The 19657-nt window shown below is 42.2% G+C and carries 18 protein-coding genes and 1 tRNA gene; 12 read left to right on the plus strand and 7 right to left on the minus strand.

Annotated features, from left to right (window positions below; translation table 11 throughout):
• Nucleotides 1-103 precede the first annotated feature (103 nt).
• From purH to rodA, 6 genes are all read left to right on the plus strand, one after another.
• Complete coding sequence (gene purH, locus POV26_RS07285) at nt 104-1636, plus strand: bifunctional phosphoribosylaminoimidazolecarboxamide formyltransferase/IMP cyclohydrolase (RefSeq protein ID WP_045080782.1); 1533 nt, start codon at nt 104-106, stop codon at nt 1634-1636.
• A 64-nt stretch (nt 1637-1700) separates the two neighbouring features.
• Nucleotides 1701-2729, plus strand: a complete 1029-nt coding sequence (locus tag POV26_RS07290) for a rod shape-determining protein (protein ID WP_045080783.1) — start codon at nt 1701-1703, stop codon at nt 2727-2729.
• Nucleotides 2730-2829: 100 nt separating this feature from the next.
• Nucleotides 2830-3660 (plus strand): rod shape-determining protein MreC, encoded by an 831-nt coding sequence (gene mreC / locus POV26_RS07295; protein ID WP_272855808.1) that lies wholly within the window; start codon nt 2830-2832, stop codon nt 3658-3660.
• Nucleotides 3647-4153 carry a hypothetical protein gene (locus tag POV26_RS07300; protein WP_062622406.1) on the plus strand — a complete coding sequence of 169 codons (507 nt, stop codon included), beginning with the start codon at nt 3647-3649 and terminating at the stop codon, nt 4151-4153. The genes mreC and POV26_RS07300 overlap by 14 nt, the downstream gene beginning before the upstream one ends.
• Complete coding sequence (gene mrdA, locus POV26_RS07305; protein ID WP_272855809.1) at nt 4153-6015, plus strand: penicillin-binding protein 2; 1863 nt, start codon at nt 4153-4155, stop codon at nt 6013-6015. Before POV26_RS07300 ends, mrdA begins: the two co-directional genes overlap by 1 nt.
• Entirely contained in the window at nt 6015-7271 is a 1257-nt protein-coding gene (gene rodA / locus POV26_RS07310) for a rod shape-determining protein RodA (RefSeq protein WP_272855810.1), read from the plus strand. Before mrdA ends, rodA begins: the two co-directional genes overlap by 1 nt.
• 94 nt (nt 7272-7365) lie before the next feature.
• Here the strand turns inward: rodA and POV26_RS07315 are convergent, their stop codons facing one another.
• The 3 genes from POV26_RS07315 to POV26_RS07325 all read right to left on the minus strand — a co-directional run bounded on the left by POV26_RS07315 (nt 7366) and on the right by POV26_RS07325 (nt 11571).
• Nucleotides 7366-8181, minus strand: a complete 816-nt coding sequence (locus POV26_RS07315; RefSeq protein ID WP_272855811.1) for a DNA/RNA non-specific endonuclease — start codon at nt 8179-8181, stop codon at nt 7366-7368.
• A gap of 10 nt (nt 8182-8191) precedes the next feature.
• On the minus strand, nt 8192-9298 hold the full coding sequence (locus POV26_RS07320; RefSeq protein ID WP_272855812.1) for an ABC transporter permease: 1107 nt from the start codon (nt 9296-9298) through the stop codon (nt 8192-8194).
• A gap of 62 nt (nt 9299-9360) precedes the next feature.
• On the minus strand, nt 9361-11571 hold the full coding sequence (locus tag POV26_RS07325) for a carboxy terminal-processing peptidase (protein ID WP_272855813.1): 2211 nt from the start codon (nt 11569-11571) through the stop codon (nt 9361-9363).
• 179 nt (nt 11572-11750) lie between these two features.
• Here POV26_RS07325 and surE point away from each other — a divergent pair, with 179 nt between their 5' ends.
• The 4 genes from surE to POV26_RS07345 all read left to right on the plus strand — a co-directional run bounded on the left by surE (nt 11751) and on the right by POV26_RS07345 (nt 14609).
• On the plus strand, nt 11751-12527 hold the full coding sequence (surE, locus tag POV26_RS07330) for a 5'/3'-nucleotidase SurE (RefSeq protein ID WP_272855814.1): 777 nt from the start codon (nt 11751-11753) through the stop codon (nt 12525-12527).
• Nucleotides 12528-12661: 134 nt separating this feature from the next.
• Nucleotides 12662-12949, plus strand: a complete 288-nt coding sequence (locus POV26_RS07335) for a hypothetical protein (RefSeq protein WP_272855815.1) — start codon at nt 12662-12664, stop codon at nt 12947-12949.
• 56 nt (nt 12950-13005) lie between these two features.
• Nucleotides 13006-13443, plus strand: a complete 438-nt coding sequence (gene coaD, locus POV26_RS07340) for a pantetheine-phosphate adenylyltransferase (RefSeq protein ID WP_272855816.1) — start codon at nt 13006-13008, stop codon at nt 13441-13443.
• 71 nt (nt 13444-13514) lie between these two features.
• On the plus strand, nt 13515-14609 hold the full coding sequence (locus POV26_RS07345; RefSeq protein ID WP_272855817.1) for a hypothetical protein: 1095 nt from the start codon (nt 13515-13517) through the stop codon (nt 14607-14609).
• 52 nt (nt 14610-14661) lie between these two features.
• Here POV26_RS07345 and rpsT read toward each other — a convergent pair whose 3' ends face one another.
• From rpsT to proS, 3 genes are all read right to left on the minus strand, one after another.
• Entirely contained in the window at nt 14662-14913 is a 252-nt protein-coding gene (gene rpsT / locus POV26_RS07350; RefSeq protein WP_272855818.1) for a 30S ribosomal protein S20, read from the minus strand.
• 27 nt (nt 14914-14940) lie between these two features.
• Nucleotides 14941-15012, minus strand: a tRNA-Glu gene (locus tag POV26_RS07355).
• Between the two features lie 81 nt (nt 15013-15093).
• Nucleotides 15094-16569 (minus strand): proline--tRNA ligase, encoded by a 1476-nt coding sequence (proS, locus tag POV26_RS07360; RefSeq protein WP_272855819.1) that lies wholly within the window; start codon nt 16567-16569, stop codon nt 15094-15096.
• A 72-nt stretch (nt 16570-16641) separates the two neighbouring features.
• Here proS and POV26_RS07365 point away from each other — a divergent pair, with 72 nt between their 5' ends.
• Entirely contained in the window at nt 16642-17691 is a 1050-nt protein-coding gene (locus POV26_RS07365) for a hypothetical protein (RefSeq protein WP_272855820.1), read from the plus strand.
• A gap of 119 nt (nt 17692-17810) precedes the next feature.
• A complete protein-coding gene (locus POV26_RS07370; protein ID WP_272855821.1) occupies nt 17811-19340 on the plus strand; it encodes an OmpP1/FadL family transporter in 1530 nt (509 codons plus the stop codon).
• 195 nt (nt 19341-19535) lie between these two features.
• Here the strand turns inward: POV26_RS07370 and POV26_RS15355 are convergent.
• Nucleotides 19536-19657: T9SS type B sorting domain-containing protein (locus tag POV26_RS15355; protein WP_419180008.1), on the minus strand; the 122-nt coding region annotated here is incomplete at its 5' end.

The raw sequence follows: 19657 nt of genomic DNA on the forward strand, positions 1-19657 counted from the left end.
ATGAAAAGTAAGACGTTTTCTCGCTGCTTATGTTACAAATTTACTATGCAATTATGTACTTTTGCACCTGCCTGCCAAAAAAGGTAGGCCTTAATTTTCAATAATGAACAATTCCAAAAAAATTAAGTCGGCTTTAATTTCTGTTTTCAGCAAGGACGGGCTAGCCCCAATTGTTAAAAAACTTCACGAACAAAACGTAAAAATATACTCTACGGGAGGCACCGAAAAATTCATCAACGATCTTGGTATCGAGGTGATTGCGGTGGAAGATATAACTGATTACCCTTCCATTTTAGGCGGTCGCGTAAAAACACTTCACCCAAAGGTTTTTGGCGGAATCTTGAACCGTCAGGACCACGAAGGCGATGTTGCCGAAATGGAGCAATACAACATTCCGCAGATTGATGCCGTGATTGTGGATTTGTACCCTTTTGAAAAAACGGTCGCTTCGGGCGCTTCGGAAGCGGATATTATTGAAAAGATTGACATAGGCGGCATTTCCTTGATTCGCGCAGCAGCGAAAAATTTTAAGGACACGATTTGCGTTTCCTCGGTTGACGATTACGCTGAATTTTTGGAATTGATTTCAGCAAACAATGGCGAAATTTCCTTGAAGGACCGGAAGCGTTTTGCCGCAAAATCCTTTAACGTTTCCTCAAATTACGATACCGCGATTTTTAATTATTTCAACAAAGAAGAAAAATTACCTGCTTTTAAATTAAGTGAAACCAATGGGCAGGAACTTCGCTACGGCGAAAACCCGCACCAAAAAGGTTTTTTCTTTGGAAATTTTGATGAAATGTTCACCAAGCTCCACGGCAAGGAATTGAGCTACAACAACCTTTTGGACGTTGATGCCGCGGTAAATTTGATGAACGAATTCAAGGGCGAAGCCCCAACCTTTGCAATTTTAAAACACAACAATGCCTGTGGAATCGCACAACGCGAGACCGTGCAACAGGCCTATATGGCTGCTTTGGCGGGCGATCCGGTTTCTGCCTTCGGCGGAATTTTGATCAGCAATGTAGAAATTGACGAAGCTACCGCCAATGAAATCCACGACCTTTTCTGCGAAGTGGTCATCGCTCCTTCCTTTTCAGCAAAAGCGCAGGAAATTTTGGAAGGAAAAAAGAACCGGATTTTGTTGGTACAAAAAGAAATTGAACTACCTTCAACAACCGTTAGAACTTGTTTGAACGGCGTTTTGGTCCAGGATAAAGACAATATTACAGACAGTGCCGAAATTTTAACGCACGCCACAAACAATAAACCCAATCCACAGGAGTTAGAAGACTTGTTGTTCGCTTCAAAAATTTGCAAGCACACAAAGTCAAACACCATCGTTTTGGCAAAGGGAAAACAACTTTGCGCCAGCGGAACCGGCCAAACCAGCCGCGTTGATGCGTTACGGCAAGCCATAGAAAAAGCACAATCCTTTAATTTTAACCTTGAGGGAGCCGTGATGGCGAGCGATGCTTTTTTTCCGTTTCCCGATTGTGTGGAAATTGCGGACAAGGCGGGAATAACAGCGGTAATCCAGCCCGGAGGGTCAATCAAGGACCAATTGAGCATAGATTATTGCAACGAAAATGAAATGGCAATGGTATTTACCGGAACGCGCCATTTTAAGCATTAAATTTTATTACATTTGTTAAAAACCAAACTTAACACGTTAACTTTCAACACCACCGACTTACACTATGGGATTTTTTGACTTCCTAACTGAAGAAATAGCCATTGACCTTGGTACCGCAAATACCCTGATAATCCATAACGATAAAGTTGTTGTGGACGCACCCTCGATTGTCGCACGTGACCGAACTACGGGGAAAATAATTGCCGTGGGCCGTGAAGCCGCAATGATGCAGGGAAAAACCCACGAAAACATTAAAACAATCCGCCCTTTGAAAGACGGGGTGATTGCAGATTTTGACGCGAGTGAAAAGATGATAAATATGTTCATCAGCGACATTCCCGCATTGAAGAAGAAATGGCTAAAACCTTCTTTGCGGATGGTGGTCTGTATTCCTAGCGGAATTACCGAAGTGGAAATGAGAGCGGTAAAGGAAAGTGCCGAACGCGTTAACGGAAAGGAAGTGTATTTGATCCACGAACCCATGGCAGCAGCCATCGGTATTGGGGTTGACATTATGCAGCCCAAGGGAAATATGGTCGTGGACATAGGAGGCGGAACTACTGAAATTGCCGTAATCGCCCTTGGCGGAATTGTTTGCGACAAATCCATAAAAATTGCGGGTGACGTTTTTACCAACGACATCGTGTATTATATGCGCACCCAACACAACCTTTATGTGGGCGAGCGTACTGCGGAAAAAATAAAAATCCAGATTGGTGCCGCGACCGAAGATCTTGAGCTGCCGCCAGACGAAATGGACGTGCAGGGGCGCGATTTGCTTACGGGAAAACCGAAACAGGTTCAAACTTCTTACAGGGAAATTGCAAAAGCGCTGGACAAATCCATTCTTAGAATTGAGGATGCGGTTATGGAAACCCTTTCGCAAACCCCGCCGGAACTTGCGGCCGATATTTACAACACCGGAATCTATCTTGCCGGCGGTGGATCGATGCTTCGCGGGCTCGACAAAAGGCTTTCGCAAAAAACCGATCTTCCGGTTTACATTGCCGAAGATCCGTTGCGCGCCGTAGTTCGCGGTACAGGAATTTGCTTAAAAAACCTGAACAAGTACAAAAGCGTGCTGATTAAATAATTTTTCGGAAGAGACATTTTCCCTGAAAAACTTAAAAAATAGTTGCCCATTTATGGCGTTGCTCGCAATAGAAAGCAGAATTTATTAACCCCACAAAGCAATGCAGCAGATTATATATTTCTTTATTCGGAATAAAAATTTCCTGTTGTTTGCCGTGCTTTTTACAATTTCCGTAGCGCTTACCATCCAGACGCACAATTACCACAACGACAAATATATAAGCTCTGCCAATTTTATCACGGGCGGTATTTATACCTTCAGAAACAACATTACGGATTATTTCAATCTCGGAAAGGAAAACGAACAGCTGCTTCAGGAGAATTTAATGCTTCGGAAAAAGCTGGACCAATTCAAGGAAGTGATAGCCGTTGAAAAATTGGATAGCACGGTGCTTCCCAACAAATTCAGCTATTTCACGGCGCGGGTAATAAACAACAACTATTCAAAAACCAAAAACCAGCTTACCATCGACAAAGGCCGAAAGGACAGCATCAAAATTGACTTGGGCGTTATTTCTTCCAAAGGAATCGTGGGCATTGTGAGCGATGTTTCTGAAAATTACGCCACCGTCCAATCCATTCTGAACACCAAAAGCCGTATTAACGCCAAGCTGAAAAAATCGAGCCATTTCGGGTCGCTTATTTGGAATACAAAAAATCCGAATGTGGTCCAATTGGTAGATATTCCGCGTCTTGCACAATTGGAAAAGGGCGACACCATCATCACCGGTGGGCGTTCCACCATTTTTCCCGAAGGAATCCTGATAGGCACGGTAAAGGATTTTCATTTGGATAACGATGACAATTACTATTATGTGAATATTGACCTTTTCAATGATATGACGAGCTTGGAGCACGTGTATCTAATTGAAAATAACGAAGCAGCGGAAATATTGAATCTGGAAAAAGGAGTGGAAGATGTCGAACAGTGATATCCTTATAAATATTGTCCGTTTTGTGGTGTTGGTTTTCCTTCAGGTGCTGCTGCTCAATAATGTGAATCTGGCAGGATATATCAACCCGTACCTCTATATTTTATTCATAATACTCTATCCGCTTGACGGCAATAAGGGACTTTTGATATTTCTCAGTTTTCTTTTGGGCCTTTCCATAGATATTTTTGAGGATTCGGGCGGGGTTCACGCCGCGGCCTGTGCCTTTATAGCGTACATACGGCCTGTGGTTTTAAAATATTCTTTCGGTGTAAGTTATGAATACAATAGCGTCAAAATTAGAAAAGCCGACCCCATGGAACGGCTTACCTATATTGCGTCCTTGGTTTTAATGCATCATTTTGTGATGTTTTCCTTGGAAATTTTTAGTTTTAAACATATACTGTTACTGTTGAAATCTACGTTGTTTTCCGGAATTTTTACCATTATCGTGGTTGTGTGCACTATGATTCTTTTTAATAAAAAATCGTAATGAGGAAAATTGTTTTAATAGGATTGGTTTTGTTGAGCGGGGTGCTTTTCGCCGCGCGGCTTTTCTATTTGCAAGTGTATGATGCCTCTTCAGATTCGCTTTCGCAGAACAGCGCTATCAAGGTGATGTACGATTATCCGCAGCGTGGGTATATGTTTGACAGAAATATGAAACTTTTGGTGTCCAACCAGCCTTCGTATGACGTAATGGTGATACCGCGCGATGTGAAACCGCTGGATACGCTGGAATTTTGTAGTCTGCTGAAAATTACGAAGGAAGATTTTAAGGAAATTATGCACAAGGCGCGGGTGTATTCGCCCAGATTGCCTTCGGTAGTAATTCCACAGTTGAACAAGGCCGATTATGCTTCCCTTTCAGAAAAAATGTATAAATATGAAGGGTTTTACATCCAGCGTCGTTCCCTTCGCGAATACCAAGTGGACCATTCGGCCAACGTGATGGGCTACATAGCCGAAGTTAACAACGCTATCATAGAGAAAAATCCGTACTACCAAATGGGCGAACTTATTGGTACGGCTGGCGTTGAAAAGGAATATGAAGAAGTGCTGCGGGGCGTAAAAGGCGTAAAATATATTCAAAAGGACCGCTTTAACAGGGATATAGGCCCCTACAAAGATGGAATTTTTGACACCTTGCCAGAACGTGGAAACGATATTCAGTTGACCATTGATGCGACGCTTCAAAAATACGGGCAGGAACTGATGGTCCATAAGCGCGGCGGAATTGTGGCCATTGAACCCGAAAGTGGAGAAATCCTTGCCTTGGTTACCGCACCGAGTTATGATCCTTCACTATTGGTGGGTCGCGACCGTTCAAAAAATTTCACCAGATTGTGGTATGACACCCTTGCCAAACCGTTATACGACAGGGTCTTGATGGGGGAATATCCGCCCGGTTCGCCTTTTAAAACACTTACCGCCCTTGTTGGGTTGCACGAAAACGCCATAGGTGTAGATGATGTGGTAAACTGCACAGGCGGTTACCATTTTGGGCGAAGGGTGCTTCGCTGTCACCACAGAGGGCCGGTAGCATTGGTTTCGGGGATTGCAAATTCCTGTAATACCTACTTCTGTACCGTTTACAAAAAAATCATGGATACCTACCCCACGCCCCAAGAAGGGATAGATGCTTGGCGAAAGGATTTGATGAGTTTCGGCCTTGGCGACTTTTTGGGCTATGACCTTCCCAGTGGCAAAAGAGGCAATATTCCAACTTCGGCATATTATAATAAAATCCACGATTTCCCAACCCACAATTGGTCTTCCTTGGCAACTATCTCGAATGCTATTGGGCAGGGCGAGGTTTTGCTTACGCCCATGCAAATGGCAAACTTTACGGCGGCCATTGCGAACAGGGGCTATTATTACACACCCCACGTTATTAAGAATATTATTGGACCCGATACCATTCCCCAAAAATTTAAGGAAAAGCATTACACTACGGTTGAACCCGAATATTTCGAACCAGTGGTCGAGGGGATGTTTCAAGTGTATGAACGCGGTACGGCCTCATCCATAAGAGTACCGGGCATCGAGGTGTGCGGGAAAACCGGAACCGCTGAAAATTTCACCAGAATTGACGGCAAACGCGTCCAACTTACGGACCATTCCATCTTTGTGGCCTTTGCCCCCAAGGACAACCCAAAAATCGCGATTGCCGTATTTGTGGAAAACGGATATTGGGGTTCGCGATGGGCGGGACGCATTGCAGGCCTTATGATTGAAAAATACCTAAAGGGCGAAATAACCCGAACCGACATGGAAAAATATGTATTGGAAGGCAGTCTGGAAGCAGAATACGCCAAACCTTACAGTGGCCAACCTTTCTCAATAAATCGATAATGGCGGGAAGCAGAACGTACGTACGCTTTGATTGGCTGATGATTTTTATGTACATCGCCCTCGTAATTATGGGGTGGATAAACATTTACTCTGCCTCTTTAAGCGACACTGCAAAAGGGTTTTGGGATTTTGACCAAATTTATGGCAAGCAGATTATCTGGATAGGCCTGAGTATTATTCTCATCATCTTTGTGCTCGCCATAGAATCTAAGTTTTATGAACGTTTTGCCACGCTTATTTATATTGCGTCCCTTTTATCACTTGTAGGGCTTTTTGTGCTCGGAAAAACGATTTCCGGCTCCACCTCTTGGTACGATTTCGGAGGGGTAAGCATTCAGCCCAGTGAATTTGTTAAGGCTGCTACCGCATTGGCACTCGCAAAATATGTGAGCGATATCCAAACGAATATGAAGGACCTTAAAAATCAAATAGGTGCCTTGATGATTCTCGCCCTGCCGGCTGTGCTGATTATCCTCCAGCCCGACCCCGGGAGCGCGCTCATTTATGCCGCCTTTGTTTTTCCGCTCTATCGGGAAGGGCTGCACGGGGTTTATCTACTCTTGGGCCTGTTTGCCGTGATGCTTTTTGTTTCTACGCTCGCCTTTGGTGCAATTTGGGTGGCGATTGGCGTGGTAATATTGGCGGGAATTCTCTTTTATAGAAATAGAAAAAAACGCCCAAATATCATAAAGTATATTTTCGTTGTTTTGGGCTGCATTGCCTTCGCTTTTTCCGTAAGCTACATTTTTAATAATGTTTTTAAGCAGCACCACCGCGACCGTTTTAATATTGTTTTGGGAAAGGAAGTTGATTCCCGGGGCATCGGTTACAATACGCACCAAAGTGAAATCGCCATCAGCAATGGTGGGTGGCTTGGCAAGGGCTGGACGCAGGGAACGCAGACAAAAGGGAATTTCGTTCCCGAACAGCACACCGATTATATTTTCAGTACCGTGGGCGAAGAATGGGGTTTTGTGGGAAGTATGGTGGTAATCCTGCTTTTTGTCGGGCTCATTCTGCGTATCATCTTTAGGGCAGAAAAACAGAAATCGCAGTTCGGAAGGGTATATGGCTACAGTGTTGCCGCTATTTTATTTTTTCACTTTTTCGTGAATGTGGGAATGGTGTTAGGTATTTTCCCAACCGTGGGGATTCCGCTGCCGTTCTTTAGTTACGGCGGCTCCGCACTTTGGGGCTTTACTATTTTGCTGTTTATTTTTGTGAAGTTGGACGGGGCGAATTATCACTATTCTTAAATCGAAAACGAAATCGAAAGCAGAAATCCAAACTGTATCACTACAGCAAACTGCGACTGAGACTGAGACTGAAACTGAGACTGCGACTAAAAAACTATCTCCGCCCCCAAGCTGTCAGGTCTATCATCGACTCCAAATTATTCTCTATGGAATCCGGCAGTTGTGGGAAAAAATCAATTCCTGTTTTGGCTTCCACTTCGTCTATGGAAACGACGTATTCATAAAAAGATTCGCTGGAAGGCTTATTCGGAATTAAAAAGGCAACGGCCTTATATTTACCATTGGAAAAATCAACGACTATTTTATAAAATTCGTTGGGAACCGAAACGTTTTCCTCGCCGATGGATTTCATGTTTCCTGTTAAAACACCCCCGGTTACTACATACACGCCGTCATATATTTCGGCCCAATAGCGAACTTTTTGTTCCAGACGGTTCCAGATGCCAGCATTAAAATCATGGTCTTGCGGACTTATGTTACTGGTCAAAAACGTTTCGTTATAGGCATCAAAAGACATCCTTCTGTCGCCAGCGGGAACCAAATGGCCGCGATCATACCCCGAATTCTTATAATTGCGCCAATCCGCAGATTTTGTTTCCACCTTTTTGTCTTCAATAAAATAGGGGCGCTCAAATTCATTTTTGGACAAATCACTTTGCTTCAATTCATAAGCCACCCACTCCGCCTGTTCATTTTCTTCGGAATAGGATAGGGTAAAATAGTTGTGTTTTACGATGGCTCCGGTAGTTGAGGCGGGAAGGAAAGTGTCGTCAAATTCATTTGAATTATCCTGCTTTACCACAGAAGTGTCAGCAACTGAAGTATCATCCTTTTCGAATAACTCGTCAGCATAATAAAGTACAACTGTTACGATTATAATGACTATGGGGTATATGTATTTTCGGTTCATTAAAATTTTTTTAAGCGTTCCGCACATCCATCGCATCGCGCAGGGCATTTCCTATTAGCATAAAAGCTGTTACAAGGCTCATAATGGCCAGTCCGGGAATAAGGGCAAGGTAGGGTTTTCCCAAAATAATATAGGCATAATGGTCTTTTATGATGCCGCCCCAACTGGGCATGGGTGGTTGGGCGCCGATACCCAAGAACGACAGGCCGCTTTCAATGAGAATTGCACCCGCAAAATTGGCCGCCGAAATAATTATCACAGGCGCCATACTATTGGGCAAAATATGCTTTACGATTATTCTGAAATCGTTAAACCCCAAAGCTCGGGCAGCGGTAACATATTGCATCTGTTTTACGCCCATTACCTGCCCGCGGACCACACGCGCCACTTCTACCCACATCGTAAGCCCGACGGCGATAAAAACCTGCCAAAAACCCTTCCCCAGGGCTAAGGTAATAGCAATTACCAAAAGCAGGGTTGGAATGGACCAGGTAACATTGATGAGCCACATAATGGCCGCATCTACCTTGCCGCCAAAATAACCCGCAATGGCACCCATGGCGATGCCGATGACCAAGGAAATGAAGACCGCAACAAAGCCAATTGCCAATGAAATGCGAATCCCGATGAGCATTCGGCTCAACAAATCGCGGCCGTATTTATCAGTACCAAGGAGGAACTTTTTTTCGGAAATGTATTTCTGCGGAATTTCTTCTACGGAAGAAGCATCTGGGAAAAGTGAAAGTGCGTATTCCTTTTGCAAACCTTCGGTTCCGTCCGGCGTGTATTCGGTTATTTCAATGGTATTTTTCTTTAAAACGTATTTTGAAACAGGAATCTCGGTATCGGCATTCTTTTTTCCAAAGAAAAAAACGGACAAAGGGTTTTGCTTTTCAACGGCTGTGGGAATCGTGAGCATTTGCACCGAAAATCCCGGGTTTTTGGAATGTATGGAAAGATGCATTTGATTGGCGTTCTGCGAATTGTCTGGCGCAAGGGCGTACGCAAATATTGCGACCAAAACACAGAGCGTTAAAAAGCCCAAACTGAAAACGCCCCAAAAGTTTTTTTTGAACTTTTGGAGCGCTATCTGGGTTAATGAAGTGGAGTTTTTCACACTTCAAATTTAGTAAAATTTAGCGTGTTTCATTCAGAAACCCGTATTCGGTTTTGCTATAATTAGTTTTTAATATCGGCAACTTTTTTGGCCTTGATATTATTGAGTTTTAAGTCTTCCAATACGTGGACCGCTTCTTCTACATACATATCCTTGCTTAGATTTTTATGCCATCTTTTGCGCTTTTCTGAAAGGGTGGTGTCCTGCTTCATTAGCGCGGTTTCATACGGCAAGGATTCAAAAGTAAGGTGATTGTCGTATTCATTGATGGCATCGAAACGCTCGGTTTCCTTTTTGCGCTGCTCTATTTCAGCGCTGTATTTATCAAAATTCAAATTCACTTCCTTTTCGTCCCGACGCTCCTTAATCCAGCGCGCATTGTCGTCTATCAGCTTCAACTGATCATTTTGGGCCATTCGCGCTTTGCTTTTCTCTATGGTTTCGTCATAATCTATATAACCGTCCCAAACGGTATATTTTGCCGCATCAATTTTATCATAGGGCAGCGGATTTGGGTAATCTCTTTCACCTACATCAATATAACTGTAACGATCTGGCATCACCACATCGCTTTTTACGCCTTCCAACTGCGTTGAACCACCATTTACGCGATAGAATTTTTGGGATGTTATCTTTAAAGCGCCTAAGTCGCCCATGTCATTTTTGCGGAGCCACTGGTTAAGGTCAATCACATTTTGGACCGTGCCCTTTCCGTAGGTCTGCTTGCTTCCCAAGATAATGGCACGTTTGTAATCCTGCATGGCGGCCGCAAGAATTTCGGAAGCGGAAGCAGAAAGCTCGTTTACCAAAATTACCAAGGGACCATCCCATACAATCTCGCTGTCCTTGTCCTCAAGCACTTCTTTGTTGCCAGTGGAAGCCACTTGCACCACAGGTCCTTTTTTGATAAAAAGTCCCGCTATATCAACCGCAGTGCGCAATGAACCGCCGCCGTTATCGCGAAGGTCCAGAACAAGCCCTTCCATACCCTCTTCTTTAAGACGGATGATTTCCTTTTTAACATCTGTGGCCGCATTTCTTTCTTTGTAATTTTCCATATCAAAATAGAACTGCGGAAGGTTTATCAATCCAAATTTGCGGTCTCCTTTTTCAATAAGTGAGGACTTGGCGTAGGTTTCTTCCAGCTCAACCACATCGCGCGTGATGGTCTTGTCTGAGATTGTTCCGTCCACATTTTTAATGGTCAAGGTAACTTTAGTGCCTTTTGGGCCCTTTATGAGTTTTACGGCATCATCAATGCGCATTCCCACGATACTCACGGGGTCCTTTTCGTCTTCTTGTTTTACTTTTAGAATGGCATCGCCCACTTCAATTTTTTCACTTCGCCAAGCTGGGCCGCCACTTATTATTTCAATAACGGTGATATAATCATTTTTCTTTTGAAGCCTCGCTCCTATTCCTTCCAGTTTCCCGGACATCTGCAGATCGAAACGGTCTTTGTCGGGTGGCGCAAAATAGTTGCTGTGCGGGTCGTACTCTTCAACTATAGTGTTTAAGTAGATTGCGAAATAGTCTTTACGCTCCAAATCTTTGGTGAAATCAAAATATTCATCCAAGGAGGTTTTTGTGGTTTCACGGGCTTTTTGTTCAAGTTCTGCCAAAGATTTTGGCTCAAATGGTTCATCGGCATTGGTCTTGGCTTTTTTGCCAGCTTCAGATAAATCTATATCGTCCTCTTTATCGGTAGTTTCTTCAGATGAAGTAATGCCCTTCTCTTTGTTTTTTTGATCTTCTACCAAATCATAATAGCCCGAAAGGGTGGTAAACTTTAATTGTTGTTTCCAACGTGCCTTCAGCTCTTTTTTGGATTCGGCATAGGCCAGCTTATCATAATCTACATTGATGATTTCCTTTTCATTAAAGTCAAAAGGTTTGCTCAAAACTTCGGGATAGATTTTTTTCACATCTTCCATACGTTCCTGAAAACGACCGTAAACCAAATCAAAAAACGAGAGGTCCTTGTTCTTTATCTGGTCGTCAATTTCGGTTTTGTATTTGCTGAATTCGGCAATATCAGAAGCCAGGAAATATCTTTTTAAAGGGTCTAACCCTTTAATGAAATTCTCATAGACATCGGCCGAAAACGCATCGTTAATGTCCTTCGGGTCATAGTGCCCTTTTTGGAGTACGTAGGTTATAAGGTCTAAAAGTAGTTTGTCTTTATCGGGATCGTTAAATTCCTTGGTCGTAAAACTGCAGGAAGCTACAGCAACAAAAACAGCAAGAAATAAAACTTTAAAATTCTTCTTCATTATGCGCATAGTGGTAATATATTTTAAGAGTGCCTAAATTATATAAAAAACTGTGCCATTAAAGGATTTGGGTACTAATTTTTTGTTAAACAGTTTTTCAGTTCTGAATTCTGGTCCTGATGGCTGTCGGGACAGAATTAATAAATGTATTTTTGTCTCCTTAATATTTTATGTAACCCATGTCTAAAAAACGACCCCTCATTTTAGTAACCAATGACGATGGCATCAACGCTCCTGGCATTCGGACCTTAATTGAAGTAATGAACACCCTGGGCGATGTTTGCGTAGTTGCCCCAGACTCTCCGCAAAGTGGAATGGGCCACGCCATAACCATTAACGATGCTTTGTACTGCAATAGTATAAAGGTGATAAACGGAGACCCCCACAAAGAATACAGCTGCAGTGGTACGCCCGTGGATTGTGTAAAAATAGCGGTGAACGAGATTTTGAAACGCAAGCCCGATCTTTGCGTGAGCGGCATAAACCACGGCAGCAACTCGTCCATCAATGTAATCTACAGCGGAACGATGAGTGCGGCGGTGGAAGCCGGAACGCTCGGCGTGCCTTCAATCGGGTTTTCACTTTTGGACTATTCGTTGGAAGCCGATTTTAAGCCTTCAAAAAAGTTTGTAAAATCCATCACCGAGCAGGTTCTTAAAAACGGACTTCCAAAAGGTGTTGTACTAAATGTGAATATTCCCAAATTGGGCGCTTCCGAAATAAAAGGCATTAAGGTTTGCCGACAGGCCAATGCGCATTGGGAAGAAAAATTTGACAAAAGAACCAATCCGCTGGGGCGTGATTATTACTGGCTTACCGGCGAATTCGTAAATGAAGACAAAGGCGAGGATACCGATGAGTGGGCACTACACAACGGCTTTGTATCTGTGGTGCCGGTGCAGTTCGACTTAACCGCGCATCACGCAATGAAGGAACTAAATACTTGGGATTTTTAGATGCGGGATGACGGATGCTGGATGACCGGTGACGGATGCTGGGTGCTGGGTGCTGGGTGCTGGGTGCTGGGTGCTGGGTGCTGGATAAAGGGTAACAGATACCAAATAAAAAAATAAACTGAAACAGATAACGGATGAAACCGCACGTAAAGGAAATATTGATTGGTTTGTTGATAGGTCTGGCAGCAAATATGGCCGGCACCTATTTGTATATATTCTTTTTTTCAAAACTTAGCTTGGAATCAACATTACAGGCAGCGCTGGAAAATGATTTTCTGGGAAGTTTGATTGCCTTGGGCGCCATTTTAAACCTGATCGTATTTTTTATTCTTTTAAAAAAGAACCAATTTTACCGCGCCCGGGGGGTGGTTTTGGCCACTGTAATCGCTGCCCTGGCAATTTTGATCTCGAAATTTTTCTGAAAAAAAGAAAGTTCTAACAAGAACTCATTAACTTAGTAACCCAATAAATTAAAATAATGAGACGCGCAGTTTTTCCCGGAACTTTTGACCCCATAACCCTTGGGCACGTAGATATTGTAAAACGTGCGCTGCCGCTTTTTGATGAAATAATTATTGGCATTGGAATAAACGCCGACAAAAAGACGATGTTTTCATTAGAGGAAAGAATCCAATTTATTGAGAAAGCTTTTGAAAACGAACCGGGAATAACAGTTAAGAGCTACTCGGGGCTTACGGCCAATTTCTGTAAAGGGGAAAATGCACAATTTATCGTTCGCGGCCTTCGCAACAGCATCGACTTTGCTTATGAACAACCCATTGCCCAAGCCAATGCAAAGGTAAACGGCGTAGATAGCGTGTTCCTTATCAGCAGTCCGGAATATTCGCATATTTCCTCATCAATTGTTCGCGATATTGCAAGGCATGGCGGTGATTATCAGGAGTTAATACCTTAAAAAGATAAATTTCCTGCGAATAATTCATATCTTTATGAGAACTAATTTTAACCAAATAAAGTTTTCAAGTTATGGGGCAGGAAAACACTACTCAGGAAAAGGAAAAAAGATCGACCATCTTAGACTCCGTTAGCAATTGGATTAAACTCGTAGCGTTAATAGTATTGGTTATGGAAGCCATCTTATTGCTCGCTATGACCCTCACTCCCGCTTCGGAACCCATTTTTACACTCTATCCTATTTTGATGCTCCTTTTGGCATTGGCAGTTTTGGCCGCACTATTCGTGGATAGGTTGCAGCACCGAAAATCTGATATCGAAAAAATAAAGGCTACCACAGAACTTCAAAAAGTGCAGCAAACAGTTAAGGTAGATACCATGGAAATATCCGTTGATCCCGAAAAAAGTAAAACCAGAGAACTGGAAAAAGGCGCAAATACATTTACTGACAATATGCTGCAGTTTTCCTTTAAAAAACCAGTAGGTGATGGATGGCAAGACCCAAAGTTTATAAAATATGCCGACTTTGTCCGTAGCACCTATTTTTCAATGTTGTCAGATGATAAATTAGAAGAATTGATTACGGCAAACTCACCGTACGGGAAGCTTTTTTTCAATGCCAAAATAGTCAATGTCGTGTTCGGTGAGACAGAAATTATAGAAATGGACGAAAACACTTCTACAGAGGCCATAGAGGATTATTTGGAAAATATGGTTGAAAAGTTCAAAAAAGAAGGTACGGAAGTAAAGGAAGAAGAGATAAAGGAGGCACGTATAAAACTGAACCAAACCGATAGTATATCAAAAATTGGCTTTGCCGTAGATTTCAAAATAATCGTAATGGATAAAAACGATATGGATATTCCGCTCATGAACAATAGCCTGCCAAACTTGTTCTTAAATTTTGGAATGTTCAACAAAGAACCCATAGATTCCCTCAATACCGAAGAAAATTCCATTTTATGGACTACTACCAATAAATTGAAAAATGTGATGGTTGATGGGCAACCCTGCAAAAATTTTAGTATTTACAGGCTTTACAGGCTTTTGAAAAACGATGATTACATCTACTTCTGCTCCGCACAATGGTCTCCACAAATTGAAGGTGCGCATTTTGCCTGGGACAGTCTTAAAAAATCATTTGAGTCTTTCAAGATCCTTAAATAAAGAAACCCTCTCAGTTGCCTGAAAGGGTTTTAAATACTTTTCTTAAAAGGAATTATAGCGCGGCTACGTGCTTGGCCATGTTCGATTTTAAATTGGAAGCCTTATTCGAGTGAATAATGTTTTTCTTCGCTAATTTGTCTATCATAGAAACAACAGTCGGAAACATAGTTTCAGCCTCTTTCTTGTCAGTAAGTTCTTGGAACTTCTTCATGGCGTTACGGGCAGTTTTGTGCTGGTAACGGTTACGCAAGCGCTTTGCCTCGTTGCTTCTTATTCTCTTTAATGCTGACTTGTGATTTGCCATTTTGTTTTTATTAAATGCTTGTTTTTGTAGTCCGTAGGGGAATCGAACCCCTGTTACCAGGATGAAAACCTGGCGTCCTAACCCCTAGACGAACGGACCATTTTTTGTTTTTAAATGCGGATGCAAAAATACAACTATTTTTGAATGGCGCAAATCCTAAATTACTTTTTTCAAAAAAAATTAATACGCCCTTGCAAATAGCACTTTTCCGGCCGAAGGATTTCCAGTAACCATACAGATTCCCGCCTCGTTATTTCCATCTAAAGGAATACATCTTATGGTAGCTTTTGTTTCATTTTTAATTTTTTCCTCGGTTGCCGCCGTTCCGTCCCAATGGGCCAAAATAAAGCCGCCTTTATCATCCAAAACTTTCTTAAATTCCTCATATGAAGCAACTTCCGTAGTATTTTCAGTTCGGTGCGAAACTGCTTTCCTATAAAGGTTCTCCTGAATTTCGTCCATCAACGAAACTACTTTTTCAACTACATTTTCATTGCCAATGAATTCTTTTTGAAGCGTATCCCTCCGTGCCAATTCCACGGTCCCTTTTTCAACATCTTTGGGGCCGATAGCTATACGCACCGGGACGCCTTTCAATTCATATTCATTGAACTTCCAGCCTGGCTTTTGGGTATCGCGGTTGTCATACTTCACTCGGATTCCTTTGGAACGAAGCCTCTTCATTAAATCCAAGGCAACTTTATTTACGGCTTCAAACTCTTCCTCTTTTCTATAAATGGGAACAATCACCACTTGATCTGGCGCCAAATTGGGCGGGAGAACCAAGCCGTTGTCATCGCTGTGCGTCATTACCAAGGCGCCCATCAAACGTGTGGAAACCCCCCAAGAAGTTGCCCAAACGTAATCGAGCACCCCTTCTTTTGAAGTAAATTTAACATCAAACGCCTTTGCAAAATTCTGCCCCAAAAAATGCGATGTTCCTGCTTGAAGCGCCTTTCCATCCTGCATTAAAGCCTCGATACAATAGGTTTCCAAAGCACCGGCAAAACGTTCGCTGGCAGTTTTTGTTCCCTTAATTACCGGAATGGCCATATAATTTTCAGCAAAATCCGCATACACGTTCATCATTTGTTCCGCCTCGGCTATTGCTTCGTCTTTCGTGGCGTGGGCCGTGTGGCCTTCTTGCCATAAAAATTCCGCAGTGCGCAAAAACAAGCGCGTGCGCATTTCCCAGCGCACCACATTTGCCCATTGGTTTATCAACAGCGGCAGATCGCGATAAGATTGGATCCATTTTCTATAAGTATCCCAAATAATGGTTTCGGAAGTTGGGCGAACGATCAGCTCCTCTTCCAGTTTTGCATCCGGATCTACAATAATCCCGCTGCCATCCTCGGCATTTTTTAACCTATAATGCGTCACAACGGCACATTCCTTCGCAAAACCATCAACGTGACTTGCTTCTTTACTAAAGTAAGATTTCGGAATAAAAAGCGGGAAATAAGCATTTTGGTGCCCGGTTTCCTTGAACATTCTGTCCAATTCAGCCTGCATGCGCTCCCAAATAGCATATCCATAAGGCTTAATGACCATACAGCCACGAACGCCAGAATTTTCGGCTAAGTCTGCTTTGATAACCAGTTCGTTATACCATTTGGAGTAATCTTCCTCCCGTGTCGTTAAATTCTTCGCCATAGCCCGGTTTTTGGCACAAATGTTGTGTCTATGTTAAATGATTAGTTATTGTCCGCAAAACTACTTATTTTTATGAAGTTCAACAATAAAATTACCACAGATATGTCCACTAAAAAATTTAATATAAAACGTTTCATCCCTATAGCATTTATGGGTCTTTTTGCCCTTTTGCTTACATCCTGTGGAACATATAACAAAGGTTATAATCAAAACGATGGCATCTACGCCTCCGGCAATGATACAGGTGAGGAAGTCAACAACAATGATAATTCATACGAAAAGGCAAATTATTACAAACAATATTTTGAATCAAAAGCTAACGCCTATTCCGATCTTCCTGAGGAAGGGGCAATTTTTACTGACATTGACGCCTATTCAACAACTGAAAGGTTAGATGAAGATGGAAACATAATCATTGAAGAAAATTATAACGAAGAAGGTTATGGCCCTTGGGGCAGCAACGCAGAGGATATTACCGTAAATATCTACAACTATGGCGGTTATGGATTTGGTTTCTACCACAGACCCTATTGGTATGGCGGCTATTGGGGTTGGGGCTATCCTTATTATAGCTACTACACACCTTATTGGGGCATAAGTTACGGTTGGGGCTACCCATACTACGGATATGGTTACGGCTTTGGATATGGTTACCCATATTATGGATATGGATATTACAATCCCTATTATAACTACTCTTATTACAATAATGTATCCTACAATCGAGGAAGACGAAACACAGATTATAACAGAGCTGAGGCTCGTGGAAGATCAAACGTTTCAACCAGGAACTCATCGTATAGCCGTTCGGAAAGTGCTCGCCGCATAAACAGAAACGGCGTTCGTGCAAACACAACACGCTCAATCCGAACTGATAATGTTCGCACGAATAGATCGAATACAAACCGGGTGATAAGAAACACACGCTCCAACACCACACGAAGCGGCAGTTACTCCCCGCCAACAAGAAGCAACAATACAACTCGAAGTACACGGAGCAGTAATTATTCTGCACCCACACGTAGCAGCAGTTCTGGTTCCATCAGGAGTTCAGGCAACAGTGGCCGTTCCAGTAGCGGAAGTTCTAGAAGCAGTGGCGGCGGTCGTGGTGGACGAGGTTAAAATTATTTTACCGATACTTTTAAAGTAATTAAATATGAAATGCCCATTGACCATTTCTGAATAAATCGAAATGATACTTTGGGCATTTTTATTGTAATCATTTTATTAAAAAAAATTAGATGAAAAAGATAGCATTTCTATTTATGGCCCTTTTTTCGCTGACATTTACAATTGCCCAAAACACTACAGATGGCCTGCGATATAGTACCGAACAAAACATTGGAACCGCGCGTTTCACAGCTCTAAACGGAGCCATGGGTGCTTTAGGCGGCGATTTTTCAGCAGTAAGTGTCAATCCAGCGGGAGGTGCCGTTTTCCTAAATTCAAGCCTCATGCTTTCCGCCTCTTTATTTGATGTGGAAAACAAAGCAAATTATTTCAACAATAGTGAAAAAAGTTTTTCAGACAACATTACACTAAATCAGTTGGGTGGTGTCTTCGTTATAAATAATTCAAACGAAGCATCCGCTTTTAAAAAATTCACGATTGGTTTGAATTTTGATACCACCAAAAGTTTTGACAATGAACTATACATTGCAGGAACCGGAAATAATTCCATCGGGAATTTCTTTTTGGAACAAGCACAGGGAATACCTTTGAATCTTTTGCAGTTACAGTCTGGCGAATCAATTTCAGACTTATATAAATATTTAGGAGAATCGGAAGGAAACATTGCCCAAAATGCATTTTTAGGCTATCAGGGTTTTATTTTTGATCCTGTTGACCCAAACAACCCCTCAAACACCACATATATTTCAAATATTGCCAATGGAAGTTTTAATCAGGAGTACGCATACCTTTCGCAAGGATACAACAGTAAATTTTCAATAAATCTTGCCACCCAGATTACCGATAATTATTTCTTAGGAATTAACATAAACACACATACCATAAATTTCGATCAAAGCTCATTTCTACTAGAAAGCAACAGCAACCCCGGCTCTATCGTGAATAGAGTAGGTTTTGAAAATAATCTCTCAGTGAATGGCGCCGGAATCTCTGCTCAAATTGGAGCTATTGCGAAGATTGCAAATAATTTCCGCCTCGGGCTTAGCTTAGACTCTCCTACTTGGTATCAAATTTCTGAAGAAACAAGCCAATATCTCGAAAGCCGCCGTGTTTTTGATGGCCAAACTATAAATGAATTTGTAAATCCCAACATCATAAATGTTTACGAAGATTACACCATTCGTACACCCGCAAAGGTTACCGCCAGTGCAGCCTACATATTTGGCCAAAGCGGACTGATTAGTTTTGACTATTCCTATAAAGACTATTCTTCCATCGAATTTAGCCGAATAAATAACTCGTACAGTGCCTCCTTCAACGATTTAAACAATACAATTAACAATACATTACAGGGCACTTCAATCTTCAAAGCTGGCGCTGAATACAGAATTAATCAATTAAGCCTAAGAGGAGGCTTTCATTATGAAGAAAGCCCTTATCAAAACACTAAAATAGTTGGAGATCTTACAGGATTCTCTTTAGGTGCGGGTTATAATTTTGGACGTTATACCTTTGATGTCGCTTATTCTAGATCAGAACAAGAACGCAACCAGCAATTATATTCCGTTGGTTTGACCGATATCGCCAATATAACTACCATATACAGTAATTTCATCATGTCCCTTGGCTTTAATTTTTAATCCATTCTTTTAGTGCTTAAATTCCTTCCGAAACAATAAACATTAAATCCATTTCTGAACAAATTTTTTTTGAAAAAGCACGTCATAAAAGCTTTTAAGAAGAATTGATCAAACAATTAATATTTGGACAATTGTTCCAAATTAAAAAGCCCCGCACACAATGCGGGGCTTTGGTTTTATTATTTATTTATCTATTTATCGTTTTAGGGTAAAATGTCCTTTGAATTCCTTTGCGCTGCCGTCCTCGGTGTACTCCACGCGGAACCAGTAGTCGCTCGATGGCAGCGGGCTGCCGTTATAGGTGCCGTCCCATCCGG

Origin of the sequence: Aequorivita todarodis (assembly GCF_028561335.1) — a bacterium.
In the GTDB taxonomy this organism is placed as follows: Bacteria; Bacteroidota; Bacteroidia; order Flavobacteriales; family Flavobacteriaceae; genus Aequorivita; species Aequorivita todarodis.